Source organism: Pseudomonas sp. (assembly GCF_002796985.1).
In the GTDB taxonomy this organism is placed as follows: domain Bacteria; phylum Pseudomonadota; class Gammaproteobacteria; order Pseudomonadales; family Pseudomonadaceae; genus Pseudomonas.
The window spans coordinates 61,183-85,672 of sequence record NZ_PEKX01000022.1; the positions used below are offsets into that span (position 1 = coordinate 61,183).

Here is a 24,490-nt window from a genome sequence, read left to right on the forward strand (position 1 = left end):
CGCCCAGCGCCGGACCTGCGGGTGAGTTTGTTCGCGAGCAAGCTCGCTCCTACAGGTTGGGTGTTGTGGCGGTGTGTGAGCTTGCCCCTCAACCCATTCACGCCACACTCCAAAGGGAGCCCCAATGTCCTCCACCCACGACTCCACCTTCGACTACCTCATCGTCGGCGCCGGCTCCGCCGGTTGCGTCCTGGCCAACCGCCTGAGCGCCGACCCGTCGGTGCGCGTCTGCCTGCTGGAAGCCGGCGGCAGCGACGCCAGCCCGCGCGTGCAGACCCCGGCTGGCACCATCACCCTGTACAAGAGCAAGATCTTCAGCTGGAACTTCTACTCCGCGCCGCAGAAGCGTCTGAACAACCGCTCGCTGCACTGCCCGCGCGGCAAGGCCCTGGGTGGCTCCAGTTCGATGAACAGCATGATCTACATCCGTGGCCATGCCTCGGACTACGACCGCTGGGAACAGGACGGCTGCCCAGGTTGGGGCTGGAAGGACGTGCTGCCGTTCTTCAAGAAATCCGAACGCAACCTGCTCGGCCAGGACCCGGCGCTGCACGGCACCGTCGGCGAACTGGTGGTGGACAAGCCGCGCGACCCCAACCCGCTGTCCAGCCTGTTCATCAAGGCCGGCGAGCGCATCGGCCTGCGCCGCAACGATGACTTCAACGGCCGCGAATTCGAAGGCGTCGGCATCTACAACCTGACCCAGAAGGACGCCAGGCGCCTGAGCAGCTACCGCGCCTTCGTCGCGCCGCTGCAACGGCCGAATCTCACCGTATTGAGCGGTCGCCAGGTGGGTCGCCTGCTGCTCGAAGGTCAGCGCGTCACCGGCATCGAACTGCGCAGCGGCGAACGCCTGCAGGCGCGCCGCGAGGTGATCCTCTGCGCCGGCTCCCTCGGCTCGCCGCAGATACTGCTGGCTTCCGGTATCGGCCCGGCCGCCGAGCTGAAAGCCGCTGGCATCCCGGTGAAACACGACCTGCCGGGCGTGGGCAAGAACCTCCAGGACCACCTCGACGGCCTGGTCACAGTGCGCTCGCCCAGCCCGCTGAGCCTGGGCTTCTCCCTCGGCTCGCTGCCGCAGATCCTGCTCTCGCCGTTCAAGTACCTGCTGGCGAAGAAGGGCTGGCTGACCACCAACTACGTCGAGGCTGGCGGCTTTGCCCGCACCCCGCTGGCGGAAGGCCTGGCGGACGTGCAGTTCCACTTCGTGCCCGGCTACCGCAGCCACCGTGGTCGCCTGTTCGAGTGGGGCCATGGCTATGCCGTACACACCTGCGTGCTGCGCCCGAAAAGCATCGGCGAGCTGCGGGTGAAGCCCGGTGGTGACATCGAGATCGACTACAACTTCCTCGCCAACGAGGAAGACGGCCGCGTGCTGGTGGAAGGCGTGAAGCTGGCGCGCAAGATCCTCGCCCAGCCGGAGTTCGACAGCATCCGTGGCGCTGAAATGCTGCCCGGCCCGCAGGTGCAGACCGACGAACAATTGATGGACCACCTGCGCGACTACGCCGCCACCGTGTTCCACCCGGTGGGCACCTGCAAGATGGGCGAAGACCCGCTGGCGGTGGTCGACCTGCGCCTGCGCGTGCACGGCCTGAAGGGGCTGCGCGTGGTAGATGCTTCGATCATGCCGACGCTCATCAGCGGCAACACCAACGCGCCCTGCATCATGCTCGGCGAGCGCGCGGCGGCGATGATCCTGGAAGAGAGCCGCGCCACTGCTGCAGCTCCCTCCCAGGCAGTCCCGGTCTGACGGCTTTCTGTAGGAGCGAGCTTGCTCGCGAACCCGGTAGTAGGGCGGACAACCTGGAACAGGTTATCCGCCGGCCCTTGCGGCGGATAACGCTGGCGCGTTATGCGCCCTACGGCTCGGCGTCCCCCTTGGTCCTACAGTCACCGGGAAGCTCATTCGTAGGATGGGTGGAGCTTGCGATACCCATCAGCGGGCTTGCCGGTGATCGATGGGTATCGCTTCGCTCCACGCCATCCTACGGGTGCCTCAGGCTCCCCTGCGGATAACTGTTCTTACAGCCCCAACTCGCTCAACGACGGATGATCGTCCGGCCGGCGACCCTGCGGCCAATGGAACAGGCGTTCATCCTCGCTGATCGGCAGGTCGTTGATGCTGGCGTGGCGCTCGAACATCAGGCCGTTCTCGTCGAAGGCCCAGTTCTCGTTGCCGTAGGAGCGGAACCAGTTGCCCGAGTCGTCGTGCCATTCATAGGCGAAGCGAACGGCGATGCGGTTGTCGGTGAACGCCCAGAGTTCCTTGATCAGCCGGTACTGCTGCTCGCGCACCCATTTGCCGGTGAGGAACTGGACGATCTGCTCGCGGCCCTCGACGAAGGTCGCGCGGTTGCGCCAGCGGCTGTCGGGCGTATAGGCCAGCGACACGCGGTGCGGGTCGCGGCTGTTCCAGCCATCCTCGGCGAGGCGGACTTTCTGGATGGCGGTGTCGCGGGTGAAGGGCGGCAGAGGGGGACGGGCTTCGCTCATGGTGGTCTCCAAGGGCAGTGAGAGTTGGGTGCCTGGTCTCCATACTCCGCCCGACCCCGGACGGGGTAAATGACGGCGATCCCACAGATATTGCCAACCTGCTTTTCGTAGGAGCGAGCTTGCTCGCGAACAGAGTCAACCGGTGGTGCTGAGGCTGGGCGGTTCGCGAGCAAGCTCGCTCCTACAGAATCGTCCCCGGCCATTAAGGCGTGTAGGGCGCATAACCCGGAACGGGTTATGCGCCATGGTGGCGGATAACGCCGTAGGCGTTATGCGCCCTACAGGGCCGGGCGGTTCGCGAGCAAGGGCTAGGCGCCCCCTCGGTCCTACGAGAGCGGATGCCCCCTCCCTTCAGGGAGAGGGCTGGGGAGAGGGGCTCTTGGCCGCAACACCATGACTGCCCGCCACCTTGCGCAACCCCACCCGATCCTGGCTCGGGCACACCCCGAACTTCGCCCGATAGCTGCGCGACAGGTACGAAGGCGTCTCGAAGCCGCAGGCGACGCCGACCTCCAGCACGCTCATGTCCGTCTGGCGCAGCAACTGGCGCGCCTTGTCCAGGCGCAGGCCGAGGTAGAAGTTCGACGGCGTGTCGTTCAGGTGCAGGCGGAACAGGCGCTCCAGCTGGCGCCGGGTCACCTGGATGCGCTCGGCCAGCTCCAGCGTCGTCAGCGGCGGCTCGCTGTGGCGCTCCATCTCGCCGATCACCTGCACCAGCTTGCGGTTGGAAACGCCATAGCGGCTGGCGACCTGCAGGCGCTGGTGATCCTGACGGGTACGGATGCGCCCGACCACGAACTGCTCCGATACCTGCACCGCCAGCTCCGGCCCGTGGGCCTGGGCGATCAGGTCGAGCATCAGGTCGATGGACGCAGTGCCGCCGGCGGACGTGATGCGTGGCCCGTCGATCTCGAACAGCTCCTGGGTCGCCTGCACCTGTGGATAAGTCTCCCGGAAGGCCTCCAGCGCCTCCCAGTGCACCGTGCAGCGCTGGCGCTGCAGCAGCCCGGCCTCGGCCAGCACGAAGCTGCCGGTATCGATGCCGCCCAGGGTCACGCCCTCGCGGTCCAGGCGTTTCAACCAATGCAGCAGTGCCGGGGTGCAGGCGCGCAGCGGTTCGAAGCCGGCCACCAGCAGCAGCGTGTCGCCCTCGCGCAGCGCTTCCAGGCCGCTGTCGGCGTTCATCGACATGCCGTTGCTGGCCAGCACCGGGCCGCCGTCCAGGCTCATCAGGTGCCAGCGATACAGCTCGCCGCGAAAGCGGTTGGCCACCCGCAGCGGTTCCACGGCGGAGACGAAGCCCATCACGGAAAAGCCGGGCAACAGCAGAAACCAGAAGTCTTGGGACATGGCGGGTACCGTGCAATGGGTGGCAGCCTGCCCATGCTTATGAACCAAGGACGTCGCCCTGGCAATCGGGGAGGTCGCTGCTGTGCAAGAGCCGGTCGCCACCGTGCGACTCACCCGTCGCGTCGCTGCGTAACTTGGACGCCAGCCCCCGTGAGGGCCGCATGACACACAACAACGATAACCAACGCCGCAAAGGCCTTGAGGGAGAAGTCATGAAGCTATCGATCCGAGCGCTCGGCTGTGCCGCGCTCATGCTCGCCGCCGGTACCAGCTGGGCCGCCGAGCCCGCCCAGTGCCAGAACGTGCGTATGGGTACGGTCAACTGGACCGACGTGGTGGCCAGCAGCGCCGTGGCCGAGGCCGTGCTCGACGGCCTGGGCTACAAGGTCAAGCAGACCAGCGCCTCGCAGCAGATCATCCTTGCCGGCATGGCCGACAAGCAGCTCGACGTCTTCCTCGGCTACTGGCAACCGACCATGCAGCCGGTGGCCAAACCCTACCTCGACAAGCAGCAGATCGACGTGATCACCCCGCCGACCCTGCCCGACGCGCAATCCACCTACGCCGTGCCCAGCTACGTCTATGACGGCGGCCTGAAGACCTTCGCCGACATCGCCAAGTTCAAGGACAAGCTGAGCAACAAGATCTACCTGATCGAACCCGGCAGCGGCTCCAACCGCATCACCGCGAAGATGATCGCCGACGACAAGTTCGGCCTGAAGGGCTTCCAGATCGTCGAGTCCAGCGAGGCCGGCATGCTCACCGCGGTCAAGCGCGCCATCAAGCGCAAGCAATGGGTGGTGTTCTTCGGCTGGAAGCCGCACCCGATGAACCTGCAGATCGACATGAAATACCTCACCGGCAGCGACGACGTGTTCGGCCCCAACGAAGGCTCCGCTACCGTCTCCATCATGACCGCCGGCGGCTACCAGGCGCAGTGCGGCAACGTCGCCAAGCTGTTGCACAACCTCAAGTTCAGCAGCGAGCAGGTGAGCCAGGTGATGGTGCCGATCCTCGACCGCAGCCAGCCGGTGGACGCCGCCAAGGCCTGGTTGAAACAGAACCCCGATCCGCTCAAGGCCTGGCTCGACGGCGTGACCACCTTCGACGGCAAGGACGGCCTCGCCGCCGTCCAGGCCTCACTGAAATAGCGTTCCAAAAAAGCCAACCTCCCACCCGTAACTCCCTGCGTGTCGCCCGGCGCGCAGTGGGTGCGTTCGACCCGAAGAAGGACAGCCACCGTGAACCATGAAGTAATCGTCACCTGCGCGGTGACTGGCGCCGGCGACACCGTCGGCAAGCACCCCGCCATTCCCGTCACCCCGAAGGAAATCGCTGCCGCCGCCATTGAAGCGGCCAAGGCCGGCGCCACCGTCGCCCACTGCCACGTCCGCGACCCGCTGACCGGCAAGCCCAGCCGCGACGTGAAGCTCTACCGTGAAGTGGTCGAGCGCATCCGCGAAAGCGACACCGACGTCATCATCAACCTCACCGCCGGCATGGGCGGCGACCTGCAGATCGGCCAGGGCGAGCAGCCGCTGGAGTTCGGCGCCGGCACCGACCTGGTCGGCCCGCTGGAGCGCCTCAAGCACGTCGAGGAACTGCTGCCGGAAATCTGCACCCTGGACTGCGGCACCCTGAACTTCGGCGACGGCGACTTCATCTACGTCTCCACCCCGGCCCAGCTGCGCGCCGGCGCCAAGCGCATCACCGAGCTGGGCGTGAAGGCCGAGCTGGAAATCTTCGACACCGGCCACCTCTGGTTCGCCAAGCAGATGCTCAAGGAAGGCCTGCTGGAAGACCCGCTGATCCAGATCTGCCTCGGCATCCCGTGGGGCGCCCCGGCCGACACCACCACCATGAAGGCCATGGCCGACAACATCCCCGACGGCCTGACCTGGGCCGGCTTCGGCATCGGTCGCTCGCAGATGCCGATGGTCGCCCAGGCCATGCTGCTGGGCGGCAACGTGCGGGTCGGCCTGGAGGACAACATCTGGCTGGACCGTGGCGTACACGCCAGCAACGGCCAGCTGGTCGAACGCGCCATCGAGATCATCGAGCGCCTGGGCGGGCGTGCCCTGACCCCGGCCGAGGGGCGCAGGAAGATGAACCTCAAACCCCGCTGATTCCGGCCCACGTACTGACCTAACTGCTCTTCGTAGGAGCGAGCTTGCTCGCGAACCCGCCCAGCTCTTGAGCTGCCGGTTGACTCTGTTCGCGAGCAAGCTCGCTCCTACAGGTAATCCCCCATTCCTGCTGGAGCCACCCATGTCCTTCATCACCCACATCAAGACCTTTGCCGCCCTCGGCAGCGGCGTCATCGGCAGCGGCTGGGTCGCTCGCGCCCTGGCCCACGGCCTCGACGTCATCGCCTGGGACCCGGCTCCCGGCGCCGAAGCCGCGCTGCGCGCGCGCATCGCCAATGCCTGGCCGGCGCTGGAAAAGGCCGGCCTCGCCCCCGGCGCCTCGCCCGATCGCCTGCGCTTCGTCGCCACCATCGAGGAGTGCGTGCGCGGCGCCGACTTCATCCAGGAAAGCGCCCCCGAACGCCTCGACCTGAAATGCGAGCTGCACGCGAAAATCAGCGCCGCCGCCAAGCCCAACGCCCTGATCGGCTCCAGCACCTCCGGCCTGCTGCCCAGCGAGTTCTACGCCGACGCCACGCATCCCGAACGCTGCGTGGTCGGCCACCCGTTCAACCCGGTGTACCTGTTGCCGTTGGTGGAAGTGGTGGGCGGTGCGAAGACCGCGCCGGAAGCCGTGCAGGCCGCCATCCAGGTCTACGAGTCCCTCGGCATGCGCCCGCTGCACGTACGCAAGGAAGTGCCTGGCTTCATCGCCGACCGCCTGCTCGAAGCCCTCTGGCGCGAGGCGCTGCACCTGGTCAACGACGGCGTTGCCAGCACCGGCGAGATCGACGACGCGATCCGTTTCGGCGCCGGCCTGCGCTGGTCCTTCATGGGCACCTTCCTCACCTACACCCTGGCCGGCGGCAACGCCGGGATGCGCCACTTCATGGCCCAGTTCGGCCCGGCGCTGCAACTGCCCTGGACCTACCTGCCCGCCCCGGAACTGACCGATACGCTGATCGACCGCGTGGTGGAAGGCACCGCCGAGCAGCAGGGCAGCCGCAGCATCGCCGAGCTGGAGCGCTACCGCGACGACTGCCTGCTGGCGGTGCTTGGGGCGATCAAGGACACCAAGTCCAAGCACGGCTTCGCCTTCGCCGACTAACCTCACGGTTCATCACCCGCTCCGAACCGCCCCCTCTCCCTCTGGGAGAGGGCTGGGGTGAGGGCCTCACGGAAGCCGCGCCATGCACGCCCTGAAAACCTACCAAACCCCCATCCTCGCCGAGTGGACCGACTACAACGGCCACCTGCGCGACGCCTTCTACCTGCTGCTGTTCAGCTACGCCACCGACGCCCTGATGGACCACCTCGGCCTCGACGCCGACCACCGCGCGGCGACCAATGACTCGCTGTTCACCCTCGAAGTGCACCTCAACTACCTGCACGAGGTGAAGGAGGGCGAGAGGGTCGAAGTGCGCAGCCAACTGATCGCCCATGACCGCAAGCGCCTGCACGTTTTCCACAGCCTGCACCGCGCCAACGAAGACCTCGCCCTGGCCGTCAGCGAGCAGATGCTGCTGCACGTGAACCTCGAAGGCGGCGCGCGTTCGGCGCCCTTCGAAGGCGCGGTGCTGGAGCGCGTGCTGGCGCTGGCCGAAGCCCACCGCCCACTGCCGCGCCCGGACTACGTCGGCCGCGTCATCGGCCTGCCGGGCTGAACGGGCATGAGCCGGCACTATCCGCTGTCCGATGCCATGCAGGCCTTTGTCGCCGAGACAGAGGCCCATCCCCTGGCGGGCCCAACCCTGGACGCCCAGCGGGAAAACTACGAGCGCATGGCCGCTGCCTTTGCGCCGCCGATCCCGCCCGGCCTGCTGGTGCGCGACGTGCAGCCCGAAGGACTGGTCGAACTGCGCCTCTACAGGCCTGACGGCGCGCCGCCGGCGAGCGGCTGGCCCACGCTGTTCTACCTCCACGGCGGCGGCTGGGTGCTGGGCAATGCCCGCACCCACGACATGATCTGCATTCCCCTGGCCGCCGAACTCGGCGCGCTGGTGGTCGCCATCAGCTACCGACTGGCGCCCGAGCACCCTTATCCCGCCGCCCTCAACGACTGCCTCGACACCTGGCGACGGATTCACCAGGACGGCCTCGGCGAGCCTGTGGATAAAACCCGCATCGCGGTCGCCGGCGACAGCGGCGGCGCCAACCTCGCCGCCGCGCTCTGCCTGGCCCTGCGTGGCAGTGGTGAAGCGCTGCCGCTGGCCCAGGCGCTGATCTACCCCGCACTGGGCAACCTCGACACGCCCTCGCGCACCACCTGTGCCGACGCGCCACTGATGACCAGCGCGGCGGTGGACGAATACCTCGCCGCCTACCTCTCGCGCCCCGCCGACTGGCGCGACCCGCTGGCGCTGCCGCTGCTGGCCGAAGACCTGCGCGGCCTGCCGCCAGCCTTTATCGGCGTCGCCCAGTTCGACCCGCTGCGCGACGACGGCGCGCTGTACCGCGACCGCCTGCGCGCAGCCGGTGTGGCGGTGGATTACTTCCCCGGTGCCGGGCTGGTCCACGGCTGCCTGCGCGCCCGGCGCGTGGCGGAAGTGGATGCCCTGCGCGGCGCCCTGATCGCGGCTCTGCGCCGCAGCCTGAATCGATGAGGAGCAACGCATGCAGACCACGCTGGAAAACCCCGGCGTCGCCGACTGGCGCACCTACCGGCTGACCGCCGAACTGGCCAGCCTGCGGCCGCTGGAGAACCGCCTCGAAGTGCTCTGGGCCGACGGCCGCGTCAGCCCCTTCCACCATCAATGGCTGCGCGACAATTGCCCCTGCAACGAGTGCGTCTACAGCGTCACCCGCGAACAGGTGCTGGAAATCATCGACGTCCCCGCGAACCTCGCCCCGGCCCGCGCCAGCCTCGACCAGGGCCAGCTGTGCATCGACTGGCAGGACGGCCACCGCAGCCGCTTCGACCCCGGCTGGCTGCGTGCCCACGCCTATGACGACGAGTCCCGCGCCGAACGCCTGGCCGCGCACCAGACCACCCGCGTCTGGCGCCGTGACTTCGAGGTGCCGGTGTTCCAGCACGACCAACTGATGGACGACGACTCCGCGCTGCTGGAATGGATGCTCGCCCTGCGCGACCTCGGCCTCAGCCGCGTGGACGGCGTGCCCACCGCGCCTGGCTCTCTGCAGCGCATCGCCCAGCGCATTGCCTTCATCCGCGAGACCAATTTCGGCGTACTGTTCGACGTGAAGTCCAAGGCCGAGGCCGCCGACAGCAACGCCTACACCGCCTTCAACCTGCCGCTGCATACCGACCTGCCGACCCGCGAGCTGCAACCGGGGCTGCAATTCCTGCATTGCCTGGTGAACAACGCCGATGGCGGCGACAGCGTGTTCGTCGACGGCTTCGCCATCGCCCAGGCGCTGCGCGACGAAGCGCCGGAAGACTTCCGCACGCTCTGCGAGATGCCCATTGAATTCCGCAACAAGGACCGCCGCAGCGACTACCACTGCCTGGCGCCGGTGATCGCCCTGGACGCGCGGGGCGAGATCAGTGAAATCCGCATCGCCAACTTCCTGCGCGGCCCCTTCGATGCGCCGGCCGAGCGCATGGACGCGCTGTACCACGCCTGGCGCGCCTTCCTCACGCTCACCCGTGATCCGCGCTTCCGCCTGCAACAGAAGCTGCGCGCCGGGCAGATGTGGAGCTTCGACAACCGCCGCACCCTGCACGCCCGCACCGCTTTCGATCCGGCCAGCGGCGAACGCCACCTGCAGGGCTGCTACATCGACCGTGACGAACTGCTGTCGCGCATCCTGGTGTTGCAGCGCGGTCGCTGATGTTCCCGGCTCGCGCCGAACGCTGTAGGAGATTCTATGTCTCCCCCAGCGCCGGTCTCGCCGACGGACCTCCAACGTAGGATGGGTGGAGCGAAGCGATACCCATGCGGATCGCCGCGCGGTAATCGATGGGTATCGCTTCGCTCCACGCCATCCTACGACGTGTTCCTCCTGACGCTTCTGTGAAAGGAATCAAACGCCTGGATCGCCTCCAGCTCATGCGCCCTACGGTCTACGAAAGAACCCATAGGCGCAGACCTGCCGACCTGTAGGAGCGAGCTTGCTCGCGAACCGCCCAGCAGTGGCGTCGCCGGGTAACCCGTTCGCGAGCAATAACGAGGGCGCCCCCTCGCTCCTACAAACAGCACGTTCATCCGGGCAAAAAAAATCCCCTGCGGCGCCCGACGCGCGGCAGGGGACAAATCGAGCCAACTCGGGCTCTTTCGTCTGCGGGGCCCCACAGCTGGCGCCGGTGCCGGCCGCAGGGTATGCAGCCAGTCTGCTCGCCGCGCCGTCGCCTCGGTTAGTCGAAAACGACCTGCGCTTGCCCGCCGCGGACATTCCGTCGGGCAGGTGCTTGCCGTGCCTTGCCAGGCTTACCAGAATCGATGCAGACCCCCGCCGCTCCCAAGGAGAACCGCGATGATGCACGCCGACCTGATCGACCAGGACGATTTCCGCGAACGCCTGCAGGCGCTAGGCTTCGCCGTGCCGCCGGACGCCACTGCCGAACAGGCGTGCGAATACGCCGTCCGTGGCCTGACCCCAGAGCGTTCGCTGGCGCTGCGCCGGCTCGTGGAAAGCATGCTCGCCGGCAACGCCACCCTGCTGCCCGCCGTGCGCGAGGCCATCTCCCGGCAGTTGCTGCCGGCGTTGGTGCCCAAAGTGTGACAATCGGGCACACAGTCACATGTTATTTATGCGCTGCATCTCCCAGAAATTGGGAAATGGCTTACAGCTCGTCGAGGTGGTGGCCTAAGGGCATCATGTATCAAATATGATCCAATCCGTTTTTTCGGATGCACTGGCCGCTTGGCCTGATGACAGGGATCATAAGGATGCATGCTCTCTACCGTGGCTGGGTGCCCCTCCTGGCATTCTGCTGTGCCTCGGCAAGCTTTGCCGCGCCACTCCCCTCGCCGGGTGACAACGACCTTCAGCGCCAGCGCCAGGAACAATTGCTGCGCGAACAGCGCCAGCGCCTGGAAGAGCTCCAGCAGCTCCCCGGCAAGGCGCCGACCGAAGCACCGTCGACCACCGCGCCGGACACCCGTTGCTTTGCCATTCGCACCATCACCCTCGAAGGCGCCGAGCACCTCGACGTGCGCTCGCGTGAAGCGCTGCTGGCGCCGTATCGGGACAAATGCCTGGGGGTCAATCAGCTCAACGAGCTGCTCAAGGGCATCACCGACCACTACCTGTCGCGCGGTTTCGTCACCACCCGCGCCTACCTGCCGCAGCAGGACCTCTCCAGCGGCGAGCTGAAGATCATCGTGGTCGAAGGCCGTTTCGAGGGTTTCGAGCAGTCGGAGCTGGCCAGCGAGCGCGAGCTGGCGATGACCTTCCCCGGCGTCACCGGCGAAGTCCTCAACCTGCGTGACCTGGAACAGCTGGTCGACCAGATCAACCGCCTGCCTTCGCGCCAGGCGCAGATGGAACTGGTGCCGGGCAAGGAAGTGGGCGGCAGCCGCGTGCAGCTCAAGGGCGAGCGCAGCAAGCCCTGGCGCGTCTCCGCCAGCCGCGACAACAACGGCGACTCGACTTCCGGCGAACAGCAGGCCGGCGTCGGCCTGGACTGGGACAGCCCGCTGGGCCTGGCCGACCAGTTCGGCCTGCGCTACGGCGAGGACGCGGTCAGCGACCACTGGAAGCACTCCGACAACCAGAGCCTGTGGTATAGCGTCCCCTACGGTTGGTGGACCTTCAACTACAGCTACAGCCGCAACTACTACCGCACCCGCAACGAAGACGCCGGCTTTGCCTTCAAGTACGACGGCGACAACGAGACCCACCAACTGGGTGCCGAGCGCGTGCTGCACCGCGACGACGTGAGCAAGACCGGGGTGAACTTCGGCCTCAGCCACCAGCGCACGCGCAACTACATCGACGACACCCTGCTCGACGTCTCCAGCACCCACCTCAGCGAATTCAACCTGGGCTTCAACCATGGCCGGCGCATCGGCAGCGCCTTCGTCAACGCCGACATCGGCTGGCAGCGCGGCATCGGCGCCTTCGGCGCGCAGGATGACGAGCATGGCGCCCCGCATGGCAGCCCCACCGCCCGCTACAACAAATACAGCCTGACCCTGAGCTACCTGCAGCCGTTCACGCTGTGGGAGCAAGCCTTCAGCTTCGAAAGCCTCGCCACCGGCCAGCACAGCGAAGACGTGCTCTACAGCCCGCAGCGCATCAGCCTGGGCGGCCTCAGCTCGATCCGCGGCTTCAAGGACCAGACCCTCTCCGGCGACTCCGGCTACTACTGGCGCAACCAACTGCGCTGGCGCCGCGCCGTGACCTGGGAACCGCTGCTGCCCTGGGTGCAGGAGTACGGCGTGGCCTACGCCTACGACTTCGGTGCCATCGAGCACAACCGCTACAACCCGGGCCTCTCCGGACGCATGAGCGGCCACGGCCTGGAGTTCAGTGCGCGCGGGCAGTACGCCGCCGCCTCCGTGACCCTGGCGCGCTCGCTGGAGCGCCCCGACCTCATCGAGCGACGCGAGCACCCGGTGTACTTCCGCGTCGACCTCTTCTTCTGACCGATTCGCTCTTTAGCTAGTAGCCAGTACTTGGGGAGATTCCCACATGGACGTCCGCCACCCGTTGTTCCAGGCCATCGCCAGCGTGCTTGCCGGCATCCTGATCCTCAACCCCATCGTCGCGGCGGCTGCCGAGTTGGCGGTGGACACGGCAGCCGGTGGCAACACGCACCTGGGCGCGGCGGGCAATGGTGTGCCCGTGGTGAACATCGCCACGCCCAACGGCGCGGGTCTCTCCCACAACAAGTTCAGCGACTACAACGTCGGGCAGAACGGCCTGATCCTCAACAACGCCACCGGCAAGACCCAGTCCACCCAGCTGGGCGGGATCATCGTCGGCAACCCGAACCTCAAGGGTGGCGCGGCCAACAAGATCCTCAACGAAGTCACCGGGGCCAACCCCTCGCAACTGCGCGGCTATACCGAAGTGGCCGGGCAGGCCGCCCACGTCATCGTCGCCAACCCCCACGGAATCACCTGCAACGGTTGCGGTTTCATCAATACCCCGCGCGCCACCCTGACCACCGGCAAGCCGCTGATGGATGGCGAGCGCCTGCGTGGCTACGACGTCGACGGCGGCGAGATCAGCGTCGAAGGCGCCGGCCTGAATGCCAGCAACCTCGACCAGTTCGAGCTGATCACCCGCAGCGCCAAGCTCAACGCCGACCTCTACGCGCAGCAACTCGCCGTGGTGACCGGCCGCAACCAGGTGGACGCCGAGACGCTCGCCGCCACCGCCAAGCCCGACAACGGCAGCGCCAAGCCGCAACTGGCCATCGACAGTTCCGCGCTGGGCGGCATGTACGCCGGCGCGATCCGCCTGGTGGGCACCGAGCAGGGCGTGGGCGTGAAGCTGGCCGGCAACATGGCCGCCAGCGCCGGCGACATCCAGATCGACGCCAACGGCCAGTTGACCCTGGCCCGCACCAGCGCAGCCGGCAACCTGCGCGCCAAGGCCAGCGACATTGCGCTCACCGGCCCGGCCTACGCCGGCAGCGTCGCCGAGCTGAACGCCAGCGGCCAACTGAGCAACAGCCAGAGCCTCGCCGCTGGCCAGCGTGTCGCGCTCACTGCCGCGCAGGTCAGCAACAGCGGCGTCGTCGAAGCCGGGGTCAACCCGGACAACAGCCGCAATGCCCAGGGCGACGTGGCGATCACCGCGCAGAACCTGCGCAACAGCGGCAGCGTGGTCGCCAGCCGCCACCTGGATGCCAACGCCAGCGGCAGCCTGGACAACCAGGGCGGCACGCTCAAGGGCACCACCACCCGCGTCAGCGCCGCCAGCCTGGACAACCGCCAGGGCCGTCTGCTCGCCAGCGACCAGCTGAACCTCAGCGCCGCGCGCCTGGACAACCGCAGCGGCCAGGCCTTCGCCAACCGGCTGCAAGTCAGCGGCGGCGCGCTGGACAACCGCCTGGGCCTGTTCTCCGCCGAGCAGTCGCTGGACTTCACCCTCGACAGCCTCGACAACAGCGGCAAGGGCACCCTGGTCAGCAACGGCACCCTGCAGGCCCGCGTCCAGCACAAGCTCGACAACCAGGCCGATGGCCTGCTCTCGGCCAAGGGCGCGCTCGGCGTGCAGGCCGGCAACCTCGAAAACCGTGGCGGGCTGGTGGTCGGCGATGCCGGCGTGACCCTTTCCGGGGCCAGCCTGAACAACAGCGCGCTGGGCGTGATCAGCAGCCTGGGCGACCTGAAGATCGACGTCGGCCAGCTGGACAACAGCCAGGGCGGCGCCCTCGACAGCGGCGCGACGCTGCGCCTGAACGCCAGCCAGGTGAACAACGCCCAGGGCAGCGTGAATGCCAAGGGCGACCTGCAGGCCAAGGCCGACAGCTTCAGCCAGCAGGGCGGCGAACTGCTCGCCCAGGGTGCGCTAAACCTCGAAGTCGGGCAGCTCGACAACCGCAACGGCGGCCTGGTCGCCGCCAACAACGGCGTCAGCGTCAAAGGCATCGATCTGCTCAACCAGGGCGGCGAAATCTCCAGCCGTGCCAAGGTCGCTGTGCAGGCTGCCAGCCTCGACAACGGCGCCGGCAAGGTGATCGGCGACGCCGGCCTCGACCTGCAGGTGCAGCGCATCGCCAACCGCGCCGGCACCCTGGCCGGCCGTGATGGCCTGAGCATCGCCGGGCAGAGCCTGGACAATAGCCAGGGTGGCCGGGTGAACAGCCAGAACAGCGTCTGGCTTCAACTGGCCGGTGCGCTGGACAACAGCGGCAACGGCGCGCTGCTCAGCCAGGGCAGCCTGACCCTCAACGCCGGCAGCCTCGACAACCGTGGGGGCGCGGTCTCCAGCGCCGGCCTGTTGTTCGCCCGCCTCGCCGGCGCCCTCGACAACCGCGGCGGCAAGCTGCTCAGCGACAGCAGCATCGACCTCGCCGGCGCTGACCTGAACAACGCCGGTGGCATCCTCAGCGCCGCCGGCGATATCCGCCTGCAAGGCGCGAAGCTCGACAACAGCCAGAAGGGCCGTATCGTCACCGACGCTGCCATCCACCTCGCCACCGCCCAACTGGACAACAGCCAGGGCGGCAGCCTGTCCGCGCGCGGCGTCATCGACGGTCGCATCGCTGGCCTCGACCAGCACGGCGGCGGCCAGTTGATCGGCCAGGGCGGTGTCGACCTCGACTTCCAGGGCGGCGCCCTGAACAACGCTGGCGGCCTGCTCGGCAGCCCCGGCCAACTGGTGCTGCGCAACGTGGCCAGCCTCGACAACCGGGGCGGTGAGATTTCCAGCGACCGCGCCTTCGCCCTCACCACCGGCACTCTGCTCAACCAGGGCGGCAAGATCCTCTCCGGCGACCGCCTGACCCTCACCAGCGGCGCACTGAACAACAGCAACGCCGGGGTGCTCTCCGGCAGCAACGGCCTCAGCGTCAGCGCCGCCAGCCTCGACAACAGCCAGGGCGGCACCCTCGCCAGCCGCAGTGACCTGCTCGTTCGCAGCCAGAGCGCGCTGGACAACCACGGCGACGGCGCACTGGTCGCCAGCGGCAAGCTCGATGTCGGCAGCGCCAGCCTGAACAACCAGGGTGGCCTGCTGTCCGCCACCGGCGACCTGCTGCTGGTCACCGGCACCACCGACAACCGCGACGGCCGCCTGCTCGCCCAGGGCCGCCTCGACGCCACCACCGCCGACCTCGACAACCGCGACGGCGTGATCAGCGGCGCGCAAGACCTTGACCTTGGCGCCGGCAACGTCCTCAACGGCGCCAGCGCCGCCGGCAAACCCGGTGGCCTGATCACCAGCCAGGGCGCACTGACCCTGCGCGGCGGCAAGCTCGAATCCACCAACGGCGGGGAAATCTCCGCCAAGGGCGACCTGCACCTGATCGTCGCCCAACTGATCCAGCAGCAGGCCGCGCTGATCGGCGAAGGCAAGCTCACCCTCGACCTGGGTAACGGCGCCCAGCGCGGCGACTTCGACAACCGTGGCGGCCTGCTCAGCGCCACTGGCGCCCTGCGGATCAACGGCCTGGGCAACCTCGACAACCGTGGCGGGGAAATCTCCGCCAGCCTGGGCTTCGCCCTCACTGCCAGCGGCCAGCTCGACAACGGCGACGGCGGCCGGATCATCAGCGCCGGCCAGCTCGAACTGAACGCCGGCGCCCTGCGCAACGCCAGCCAGGGCCTGCTCTCCGGCTGGCAAGGCCTGGTGGTCAACGCCGCCAGCCTGGACAACAGCGCCAGCGGTACGCTCTCCAGCCGCGATGGCGCGCTGACCCTGACGGTCAGCGGCGTACTCGACAACCACGGTGCTGGCGCGCTGGTCAGCAAGGGCAACCTCGGCCTCGGTGCCGGTAGCCTGAACAACGCCGGTGGCATCGTTTCCACCCAGGGCGGGCTCGGCCTGACCGTGGGCGGCGATGTGGACAACAGCAACGGCGGCCTGCTCAGTGCCCAGGGCGGCCTGACCGGCAGCGCCAAGGCTGTGGATAACCGTGCCGGGCAGATCAGCGCGGCCAGCGTCGACTACGACGCCAGCCGCCTCGACAACAGCGGCGGCAGCCTGGTCAGCCAGGGCGCGCTGCGCCTGGGCCTGCTCGGCGCGCTGCTGAACAACGGCGCCGGCTCGAAGATCGCCAGCGGCGGCCCGCTCAACCTGAGCGTCGGCAGCCTGGAAAACCGTGGCGGCCAGCTCGCCAGCCAGGGGCTGCTCAAGGTCCTCGCCGGGCGCTTCGACAACAGCGTCGGCGGCACCGTGGCCGCGCAGGACGACCTGACCCTGCAACTCACCGCCGAGCTGCTCAACGGCCAGGATGGCATGGTCTTCAGCAAGGCCGGCCAGCTCAACCTCAGCGCCGCCAGCATCGCCAACGGCGGCGGCACCCTGCAGGGCCAGGGCGACACCACCCTCAAGACAACCGGCGCCCTCAGCAACCAGAACGGCCGCATCATCAGCCAGACCGGCCAGCTCGACCTGGGCAGCGGTAGCCTTGACAACAGCGGCGGCGTCATCAACGCCGCCAACGGCAACCTCAAGCTGGTCACCGGCACCTTCAGCAACAACGCCGGCATCACCCAGGCCAAGGCCCTCGACCTCACCGCCACCGGCGGCATCGACAACCGCGCCGGCCACCTCTCGGCGGTCAGCGGCGACAACCGCATCAGCACCACCGACCTGAACAACCAGGGCGGCGGCCTCTACGCCGGCAGCCTGCTCTACCTGCGCGGCAACCAGCTGCTCAATGGCGGCGACCAGGCGGCCCAGGGCGGCAAGATCGGCGCCGGCCACATCGACGCCAGCCTGAACGGCGCGCTGAACAACCAGTTCGGCCTGATCGAAAGCAGCGGCAACCTGACCCTCGGTGCGGCCAGCATCAACAACGTGGTCGGCGCCATTCGCGCACTCGGCCAGACGCCCGTCAGCCTGCTGCGCGCAGCCAGCCCCAGCCAGATGAAGATCGTCAGCGGCGGCCTGCTCAACAACAACCTCGGCCGCATCGAAGGCGCCACCCAGGACCTGATCCTGCAGACCGGCGCCCTGCAGAACGGCGGCGGCAACGTGCTGCACGTCGGCACCGGCACCTTCGGCGTCGACCTCGGCCAGGCCGGCCTTGCCGGCGGCAACTTCACCTCCAACGGCAGCCTCACCTACCAGGCCGCCAGTTGGACCAACAACGCCATCATCCAGGCGCGCAACCTGAACCTGGATATCGGCCAGCTCGACCAGGGGCAGTACGGCCAGCTGCTGGCCGCACAGAGCCTTATTGGCCGGGGCGGCAACTGGGCCAACGACGGCCTGATCGCCAGCGATGGCAGCCTCGACATCCAGCTGGGCGGCACCTACAGCGGTGCGGGGCGCACCACCAGCGTCGGCAGCTTCAACCTCGGCGCCGACGTGATCGACCTGACCGGCAGCCTTGCCGGCGGCCAGGGCGTTACCCTGAACGCCAACACCCTGAACAACCGTGGCCGCATCACCGCCGGTGGCAACCTTAGCGCCAGCGCCGGCACCCTCAACAACTACGGCACCCTCGGCGGCGCCAGTGATGTGCGCCTCAGCGCCTGGAACCTGCGCAACGACGGCGAAGCGAATGGCGCGCTGATCTTCAGCGGCGGCGATATGCAGCTGCGCGCGCAGAACTTCACCAACCGCTTCGCCAACGTCTACAGCCTCGGCGGCCTCGATTTCGCCGCCGACGATAACGGCGGCCGCGCCGCCAGCCTGGACAATCTCTCCGCCACCATCGAGAGCCAGGGCGACATGCGCCTGAACGTCGGCGCGCTGAACAATGAGCGTGTGGTTCTGGTGGTCAACAACGCCGGCAAGTACACCGCACAGATCGTTGAGGTGAACTGCTACAAGTACCTCAACGACAGCATCGCTGACTGTTCCGGCAAGCGGAATGGCGTCTGGGAAATCACCGAGCGCGACAAGCTCGAAGTACTCAGTTCCACTGCCGCCTCCTCTATCAGCGCTGGCGGCAACCTCAACCTGCTGGGCGACTCTATCAACAATGCCAGCAGCATCATCAGCGCTGGGCAGAATCTCTACGCCAACGTAGGCAGCCTGACCAACCAGGGTGTAGTCACCGGAGAGACGGAAACTTTCCGCGTCTTCAAATCCCAGCGCACCAACAGCATGGGCAGCTGGACCAGCGAGGCCAACGCCTTCACCGACCAGTACTGGATCGACAGCCCCAACTACGTCAACGACCCGGCCGGCCTCGCCGTCGCGATGAGCCACTTCATCGCCCGCACCGAGCAGGAGCTGAGCCAGTACCGCACCGTCACCGATCTCAACAGCGGCGACCAGAGCTACGCCGGCATCATCCAGGCCGCCGGCAACGTCAGCATCACCGCCACCAGCGAGATCAACAACAGCGTCATCCGCAACAACTACACCTTCGTCAATCCGGGCCAGAAGACCGGCGACACCGCCATCGGTGCCAGCCCGGTCACCACCGTGGTGCCGATCAACTCGCAACTGCCGCCCGACCTCGCCCAGCAGCAGGTCAACCCCATCACCCTGCCGGGCTTCAGCCTGCCCACCGGCAGCAACGGCCTGTTCCGCCTGAGCGGCGAGCAGGGCAGCGGCGGCGCGGCCGGTAGCGTGCAGGGCGGCGGTGACCTCACCTTCAACGGCCAGAACCTCGGCACCGGCCAGCGCGAACAGGCACTGGGCGGCGCTGTCGGTGGGGCCGATAACGTCGCCCTGGGTGGCGGCGCATCCACCGCCAATGCCACCTCCGGCAACGGCTTCGACATCCCCCGCGTGCAGGGCCTGCCCAGCAGCGCAACCCCGAGCAACAGCCACAAATACCTGATCGAGACCAACCCCGAGCTGACCAGCCTGAAGAGCTTCCTCAGCTCCGACTACCTGCTCGGCCAGCTCGGCTACGACCCGGACAAATCCCAGAAGCGCCTCGGCGACGGCCTCTACGAACAGCGCCTGATCCAGCAGGCCGTGGCCGCCCGTACCGGCCAGCGCTTCATCGACGGCATGGCCAGCGACGAAGCCCTGTTCCGCTACCTGATGGACAACGCCATCGCCTACAAGGACAGCCTGCAACTCTCCGTTGGCGTCGGCCTCTCAGCCGAACAGGTCGCGGCCCTGACCCACGACATCGTTTGGCTAGAAGAAGCCGAAGTGAATGGCGAGAAGGTCCTCGTCCCGGTGCTCTACCTCGCCCAGGCCGCAAACCGCCTCGGCCCCACCGGCGCGCTGATCCAGGGCCAGGACGTCACCCTCATCAGCGGCGGTGCACTCAACAACGCCGGCACCCTGCGCGCCAGCAACAACCTCAGCGCCAGTGCCAGCAACCTGAACAACAGCGGGCTGATCCAGGCCGGCAACCGCCTCGACCTGCTCGCCGACGACAGCATCCGCAACGCCGCCGGCGGCATCATCGCCGGGCGCGACGTGAGCCTCACCGCACTGACTGGCGATGTCATCAACGAGCGCAGCGTCACCCGCATCGACAGCGCGCAGAGCGCCAACCGCACCTGGACCACCAGCTTCGCCGACAGCGCCGCCCGCATCGAGGCTGCCAACAGCCTCGACATCAGCGCCGGCCGCGACGTCAGCAACCTCGGTGGCGTGCTGCAGAGCCGTGGCGACCTGTTCATCGGCGCCGACCGCGACGTCAACATCGCCTCGGTAGAAGTCACCAACGGCCAGCTCAACGGCCGCCGCTCCTACAGCGAAACCACCACCCAGCTGGGCGCCGAAGCCAGCGCCGGGCGCGACCTCGACATCAGCGCCGGGCGCGACCTCAACGCCGTCGCCAGCCGTCTCGACGCCGCCCGCGACGCCGCCCTGAGCGCCGGCCGCGACGTCACCCTCGCCTCGGCGGCGGATTCGAGTCATAGCTATAGCAACACGCGCAAGATCAGCAGCCAGAAGGACCACGTCGAGCAGCAGGGCACCGAGCTGACCGCCGGCGGCGACGTCAGCATTGCCGCCGGGCAGGACCTGGCCCTCAAGGCCAGCAGCGTCAGCGCCTCGGGTGAGGCTTACCTCTATGCCTCGCGCGATGTCAGCCTGGTTTCCGAGCAGGACAGCGACTACAGCTACTACCGCAAGACCAAGACCAGCAGCTCCGGGCTCTCCAGCACCACCAAGACCCGCATCGACAGCAGCAGTAGCACCACCCAGGCCGGCTCCCTGGTCAGTGCCGACAAGATCGCCATCCGCGCCGGTCAGGACATCGCCGTACAAGGGAGCGACGTCGCCTCCACCAACGGCACCAGCCTGCTGGCCGGGCGCAACGTACTTATCGATGGCGCAACCGAAAGCTTCGAGACCAGCCACGCCGAGTCGAAGAAGAAGTCCGGCCTCATGAGCAGCGGTGGGATCGGTGTGACCCTCGGCTCCAGCAGCCTGAAGACCACCCAGGACGACCACACCGAACAGACCCGCGGCAGCACCATCGGCAGCGTGCTCGGCAACGTCGATATCCAGGCCGGCAAGGACCTCACCATCCGTGGCTCCGACCTTGTCGCCGGCAAGGACATCAACCTCATCGGGCAGAACGTCAGCATCCTCGAGGCGCAGAACCGCAACCGCAGCGAGGAAACCCGCGAGCAGAAGAAAAGCGGCCTGACCCTGGCCCTGTCCGGCAGTGTCGGCAGCGCGGTCAATACCGCCTACCAGTCGTCCAAGGAAGCACGCCATGAAGACGACAGCCGCCTGGCCGCCCTCAAGGGCATCCAAGCCGGCCTGACCGGCTATCAGGCGTGGCAGGCGGCGGAGCAGGGTGGCATGACCACCGACAATGCCGGCAACTTCGTCGGCATCGCCATCTCCCTCGGTTCGCAGCAATCCAAATCGAAAACCGTTCAGGAGCAGAGCATCGGCCAGGGCAGCACCCTGACCGCCGGCAACAACCTCAACATCCTCGCCACCGGCGCGGGCAAGGTCGGTGAAGACGGCGACATCCGCATCCAGGGCAGCCAGCTCAAGGCCGGCCAGGACGTCATGCTGGCCGCCAACCGTGACCTCATTCTCGAGGCCGCCTCCAACACCCAGAAACTCGACGGCAAGAACAGCAGCAGCGGCGGCAACGTCGGCGTCAGCATCGGCTTCGGCAGCGGAGGCGGTGGGCTGAGTGTCTTCGCCAACGGCAACAAGGGCACCGGCTTCGAACACGGCAACGGCACCACCTGGACCGAAACCACCGTCGATGCCGGCCGCCAGGTCACCCTCGTCAGCGGCCGCGATACCAGCCTCATCGGTGCCCAGGTCAGTGGCGAGCAGATCACTGCCAAGGTCGGTCGCGACCTTACCCTGCGCAGCCTGCAGGACACTGACGAGTACAAGTCCGAGCAGAAGAACGTCAGCGGCGGCGTCAGTGTCGCCATCATCGGCTCCGGCGGCAGCGCCAGCCTCTCGGTCGACAAGAGCAAGATCCACTCCAACTATGACAGCGTGCAGGAGCAGACTGGCCTCTACGCTGGCAAGGGCGGCTACGACATCGACGTGGGCAAACACACCCAGCTCGACGGCGCCGTCATCTCCAGCACCGCCAACGCCGACCAGAACCGCCTGAGCACCGACACCCTCGGTTGGCGCGACATCCGCAACGAGGCCGACTTCAAGACTCAGCAGCAGGGTGCCACCGCCAGTAGCGGCGGGAATGAAGGCGGCAACTTCCTGGGCAATGCGCCCAACGGCATGGTCACCGCCTACACCCATAGCGACAGCGACAGCGGTACCACCCGTTCGGCCATCAGCGCCGGCACGATCGACATCCGCAATGGCGAAGCCCAGCAGCAGGATGTCGCCAGCCTGAGCCGCGATGTCGAGCACGCCAACGGAAGCATCAGCCCGATCTTCGACAAGGAGAAGGAACAGCGCCGCCTGCAGGAAGTGCAGCTGATTGCCCAGATCGGCAGCCAGTCGATGGACATCATCCGCACCAACGGCGAGATCAAGGCGAACGAGGAAGGGCGCAAGGCGCTGGAGAAGGACGGCAAGTATCCGCCGGGGGAAGGCGCTTCGGCCGAGGAGATCAAGAAGTACAACGACACTCTGGTCAACTCCAAGGCCTACCAGGATGTAATGCGAGAGTACGGCACGGGCAGCAACTACCAGCAGGCCGCCCAGGCCGTCACGGCAGCACTGCAATACCTGGCCGGTGGTGATATTGGCGGGGCGGTGGCGGGAGCCTCAGCGCCCTATGTGGCAACGCTCATCAAGCAGCAAACCGGCGACAACGACACTGCCCGCATCATGGCCCAGGCGGTGCTTGGCGCCATTGTGGCCAACGCTCAGGGCAACTCCGGCGTGGCCGGAGCAGCGGGTGCTGCGACGGGTGAGCTGATTGCGACCACGGTATACCCCAACAAGAAACCCGAAGACCTGACGGAGAGTGAACGGCAGATCGTCTCGGCCCTCTCCACCCTCGCAGCGGGGATGGCGGGTGGTTTGGCCACGGGGGATAGCGCTGGGGTTGTGGCGGCGGCTGGGGCGGGTAAGACGGCGGTTGAGAACAACTACCTTTATCTCGGTGAAATGAAGGAGCGTGAGCGCCGCTTAGCTGCTGCTGAGACAGACGAAGAGCGTAAGCAGATTCGAGATGAATATCGCGATCTTTCTCGGGAGCGAGATCAGGAAATTTCTTCCCTATGCACTAGCGATCCGACTCGTTGTGCAGCGATCAAGCAACAGCTGGCTGACGAATCACAAGCTGCGTGGGACTACAACCGGGAAGTCAGGAAGGAAAAAGCGGCCAACGCCCTCTTAATGTGGGGAGATATCCAAGGTAATGAAGAAGCTCGCTTTGCGCTTGGCCGAGAACTCATAATTCAAGGCGGAGACAGCACTGACGCATTTCTAAATGACTTCTCCGAGGCGATAGCGCAATCTGCTGCTGGTGCCGGTGGCCGTGGGGGAATGAGCGCGGTCATAGGTGGTTTGGCTGTTAAGCAAGGGATGGCTGCTTCAATCGGAAAATATCAGCCGCCCAAAGGGGAAGCTCAACTGGAGTTGGTTGAGGTTGATGTGGCCAGGGTTAGTAAAGGTACGCCCGAATACAAGATATTGAACGAGCCACCACCCAATAGCCAAGTCAAGCTCAGCAATGGTACAGAGTTTAAAACTAACTCAAGCGGATATGTCGATGAACTTACGTTCACACCATCACTGGAGAAGGGAGTTCGAGATTCGCGTCAAACAGCTGTTGGCAAGGAGGGACTGTCAACAGACGTGGGAGGGCATATCCAAGGTTGCCAATATGGTGGAACCTGCGACCGATTCAATCTTTTCCCGCAGGATAGTAACTTTAATAACTCTGCCTATAAGCGCTGGGAGATGAGTATCAAGAGGGCGTTGAGCAGCGGTGAGCAGGTTGGTGCGGTAACAGTGCGTTTTACTAGGGCAGATCCGGCATCGGCGCGACCGGACTCATTAGTGGTTGACTACTCTGTTAACGGAGAGAAAATGCGTAGGTCATTCAAGAACGAGGCAGGGCAATGAGTATTGAACAGCAGGTAAGGATTTTAAATTCTCTCACGCAGATCATGCATGATTCAGCCGCTGGGAACTATGACGAAATGTGCTGCGAGTTCGAGTATGAAGCTTACGATGGTGGATGGTCAGTAGGCTCTAAATATTCGTTCATCCTTGGAGGGGTTACGGTGAGTGAGCTTCTGGATGATCCCGAGGATAATGCTTCCGACTTCGTGCACGAATTGCACGAGCTAATGAAGTCACATACGGGAGGAGATTGGAAAAAATTCGTGCTATCTATTGATCCTAACGGTAAAGCAAACACTAAATTCATTTACTGACGTTGGGCATCCCGTCTAGAGGGAAGGGGGCTAGGAAAATAACTGGCAAAAGGGGATAGATTTATTTTTCTACTCTAACACTGGCTGGCGATTCGGGATTAGAGTACAGAAAATAAATCTGCCCACTTTTCTGAATAAAAAATGAATAGTGCAAAGATTCTTCAGTTGGCTTTTATGCTTGTTAAGTTGGTGCTTGTATGTAGTGGGGCACTTTTTCTAGCGTCGACA

General features: G+C 66.2%; 13 protein-coding genes. 11 read left to right on the forward strand and 2 right to left on the reverse strand.

From position 1 onward, the window contains the following. The first annotated feature begins 124 nt into the window (after positions 1 to 124). Positions 125 to 1,753: a GMC family oxidoreductase N-terminal domain-containing protein gene (locus CTR55_RS25460; protein WP_296290467.1), complete on the forward strand. Its 1,629-nt coding sequence runs from the start codon at positions 125 to 127 to the stop codon at positions 1,751 to 1,753. A gap of 272 nt (positions 1,754 to 2,025) precedes the next feature. Here CTR55_RS25460 and CTR55_RS25465 read toward each other — a convergent pair whose 3' ends face one another. Both CTR55_RS25465 and CTR55_RS25470 read right to left on the reverse strand, forming a co-directional pair. Then, positions 2,026 to 2,496: a nuclear transport factor 2 family protein gene (locus CTR55_RS25465; protein WP_296290468.1), complete on the reverse strand. Its 471-nt coding sequence runs from the start codon at positions 2,494 to 2,496 to the stop codon at positions 2,026 to 2,028. A 351-nt stretch (positions 2,497 to 2,847) separates the two neighbouring features. Next, a complete protein-coding gene (locus tag CTR55_RS25470; RefSeq protein WP_296290469.1) occupies positions 2,848 to 3,846 on the reverse strand; it encodes a GlxA family transcriptional regulator in 999 nt (332 codons plus the stop codon). Positions 3,847 to 4,058: 212 nt separating this feature from the next. Here CTR55_RS25470 and CTR55_RS25475 point away from each other — a divergent pair, with 212 nt between their 5' ends. From CTR55_RS25475 to CTR55_RS25520, 10 genes are all read left to right on the forward strand, one after another. Then, the gene (locus CTR55_RS25475; RefSeq protein WP_296290470.1) at positions 4,059 to 4,997 is read left to right on the forward strand and encodes a choline ABC transporter substrate-binding protein; all 939 of its coding nucleotides are present in this window, start codon (positions 4,059 to 4,061) and stop codon (positions 4,995 to 4,997) included. Positions 4,998 to 5,087: 90 nt separating this feature from the next. Continuing rightward, on the forward strand, positions 5,088 to 5,972 hold the full coding sequence (locus CTR55_RS25480; protein WP_296290471.1) for a 3-keto-5-aminohexanoate cleavage protein: 885 nt from the start codon (positions 5,088 to 5,090) through the stop codon (positions 5,970 to 5,972). A 142-nt stretch (positions 5,973 to 6,114) separates the two neighbouring features. Further along, positions 6,115 to 7,080: an L-carnitine dehydrogenase gene (locus CTR55_RS25485; protein ID WP_296290472.1), complete on the forward strand. Its 966-nt coding sequence runs from the start codon at positions 6,115 to 6,117 to the stop codon at positions 7,078 to 7,080. Between the two features lie 82 nt (positions 7,081 to 7,162). Then, entirely contained in the window at positions 7,163 to 7,636 is a 474-nt protein-coding gene (locus tag CTR55_RS25490; RefSeq protein WP_296290473.1) for a thioesterase family protein, read from the forward strand. A gap of 6 nt (positions 7,637 to 7,642) precedes the next feature. Further along, the gene (locus CTR55_RS25495) at positions 7,643 to 8,575 is read left to right on the forward strand and encodes an alpha/beta hydrolase (RefSeq protein WP_296290474.1); all 933 of its coding nucleotides are present in this window, start codon (positions 7,643 to 7,645) and stop codon (positions 8,573 to 8,575) included. A 10-nt stretch (positions 8,576 to 8,585) separates the two neighbouring features. Further along, a complete protein-coding gene (locus tag CTR55_RS25500) occupies positions 8,586 to 9,764 on the forward strand; it encodes a gamma-butyrobetaine dioxygenase (protein ID WP_296290475.1) in 1,179 nt (392 codons plus the stop codon). A gap of 642 nt (positions 9,765 to 10,406) precedes the next feature. Further along, positions 10,407 to 10,655, forward strand: a complete 249-nt coding sequence (locus CTR55_RS25505) for a hypothetical protein (RefSeq protein ID WP_296290476.1) — start codon at positions 10,407 to 10,409, stop codon at positions 10,653 to 10,655. 167 nt (positions 10,656 to 10,822) lie between these two features. Continuing rightward, positions 10,823 to 12,523 carry a ShlB/FhaC/HecB family hemolysin secretion/activation protein gene (locus CTR55_RS25510; protein ID WP_296290477.1) on the forward strand — a complete coding sequence of 567 codons (1,701 nt, stop codon included), beginning with the start codon at positions 10,823 to 10,825 and terminating at the stop codon, positions 12,521 to 12,523. Between the two features lie 46 nt (positions 12,524 to 12,569). Beyond that, on the forward strand, positions 12,570 to 23,948 hold the full coding sequence (locus CTR55_RS25515) for a hemagglutinin repeat-containing protein (protein ID WP_296290478.1): 11,379 nt from the start codon (positions 12,570 to 12,572) through the stop codon (positions 23,946 to 23,948). Next, positions 23,945 to 24,262 carry a hypothetical protein gene (locus tag CTR55_RS25520; RefSeq protein WP_296290479.1) on the forward strand — a complete coding sequence of 106 codons (318 nt, stop codon included), beginning with the start codon at positions 23,945 to 23,947 and terminating at the stop codon, positions 24,260 to 24,262. Before CTR55_RS25515 ends, CTR55_RS25520 begins: the two co-directional genes overlap by 4 nt. Positions 24,263 to 24,490 lie beyond the last annotated feature (228 nt).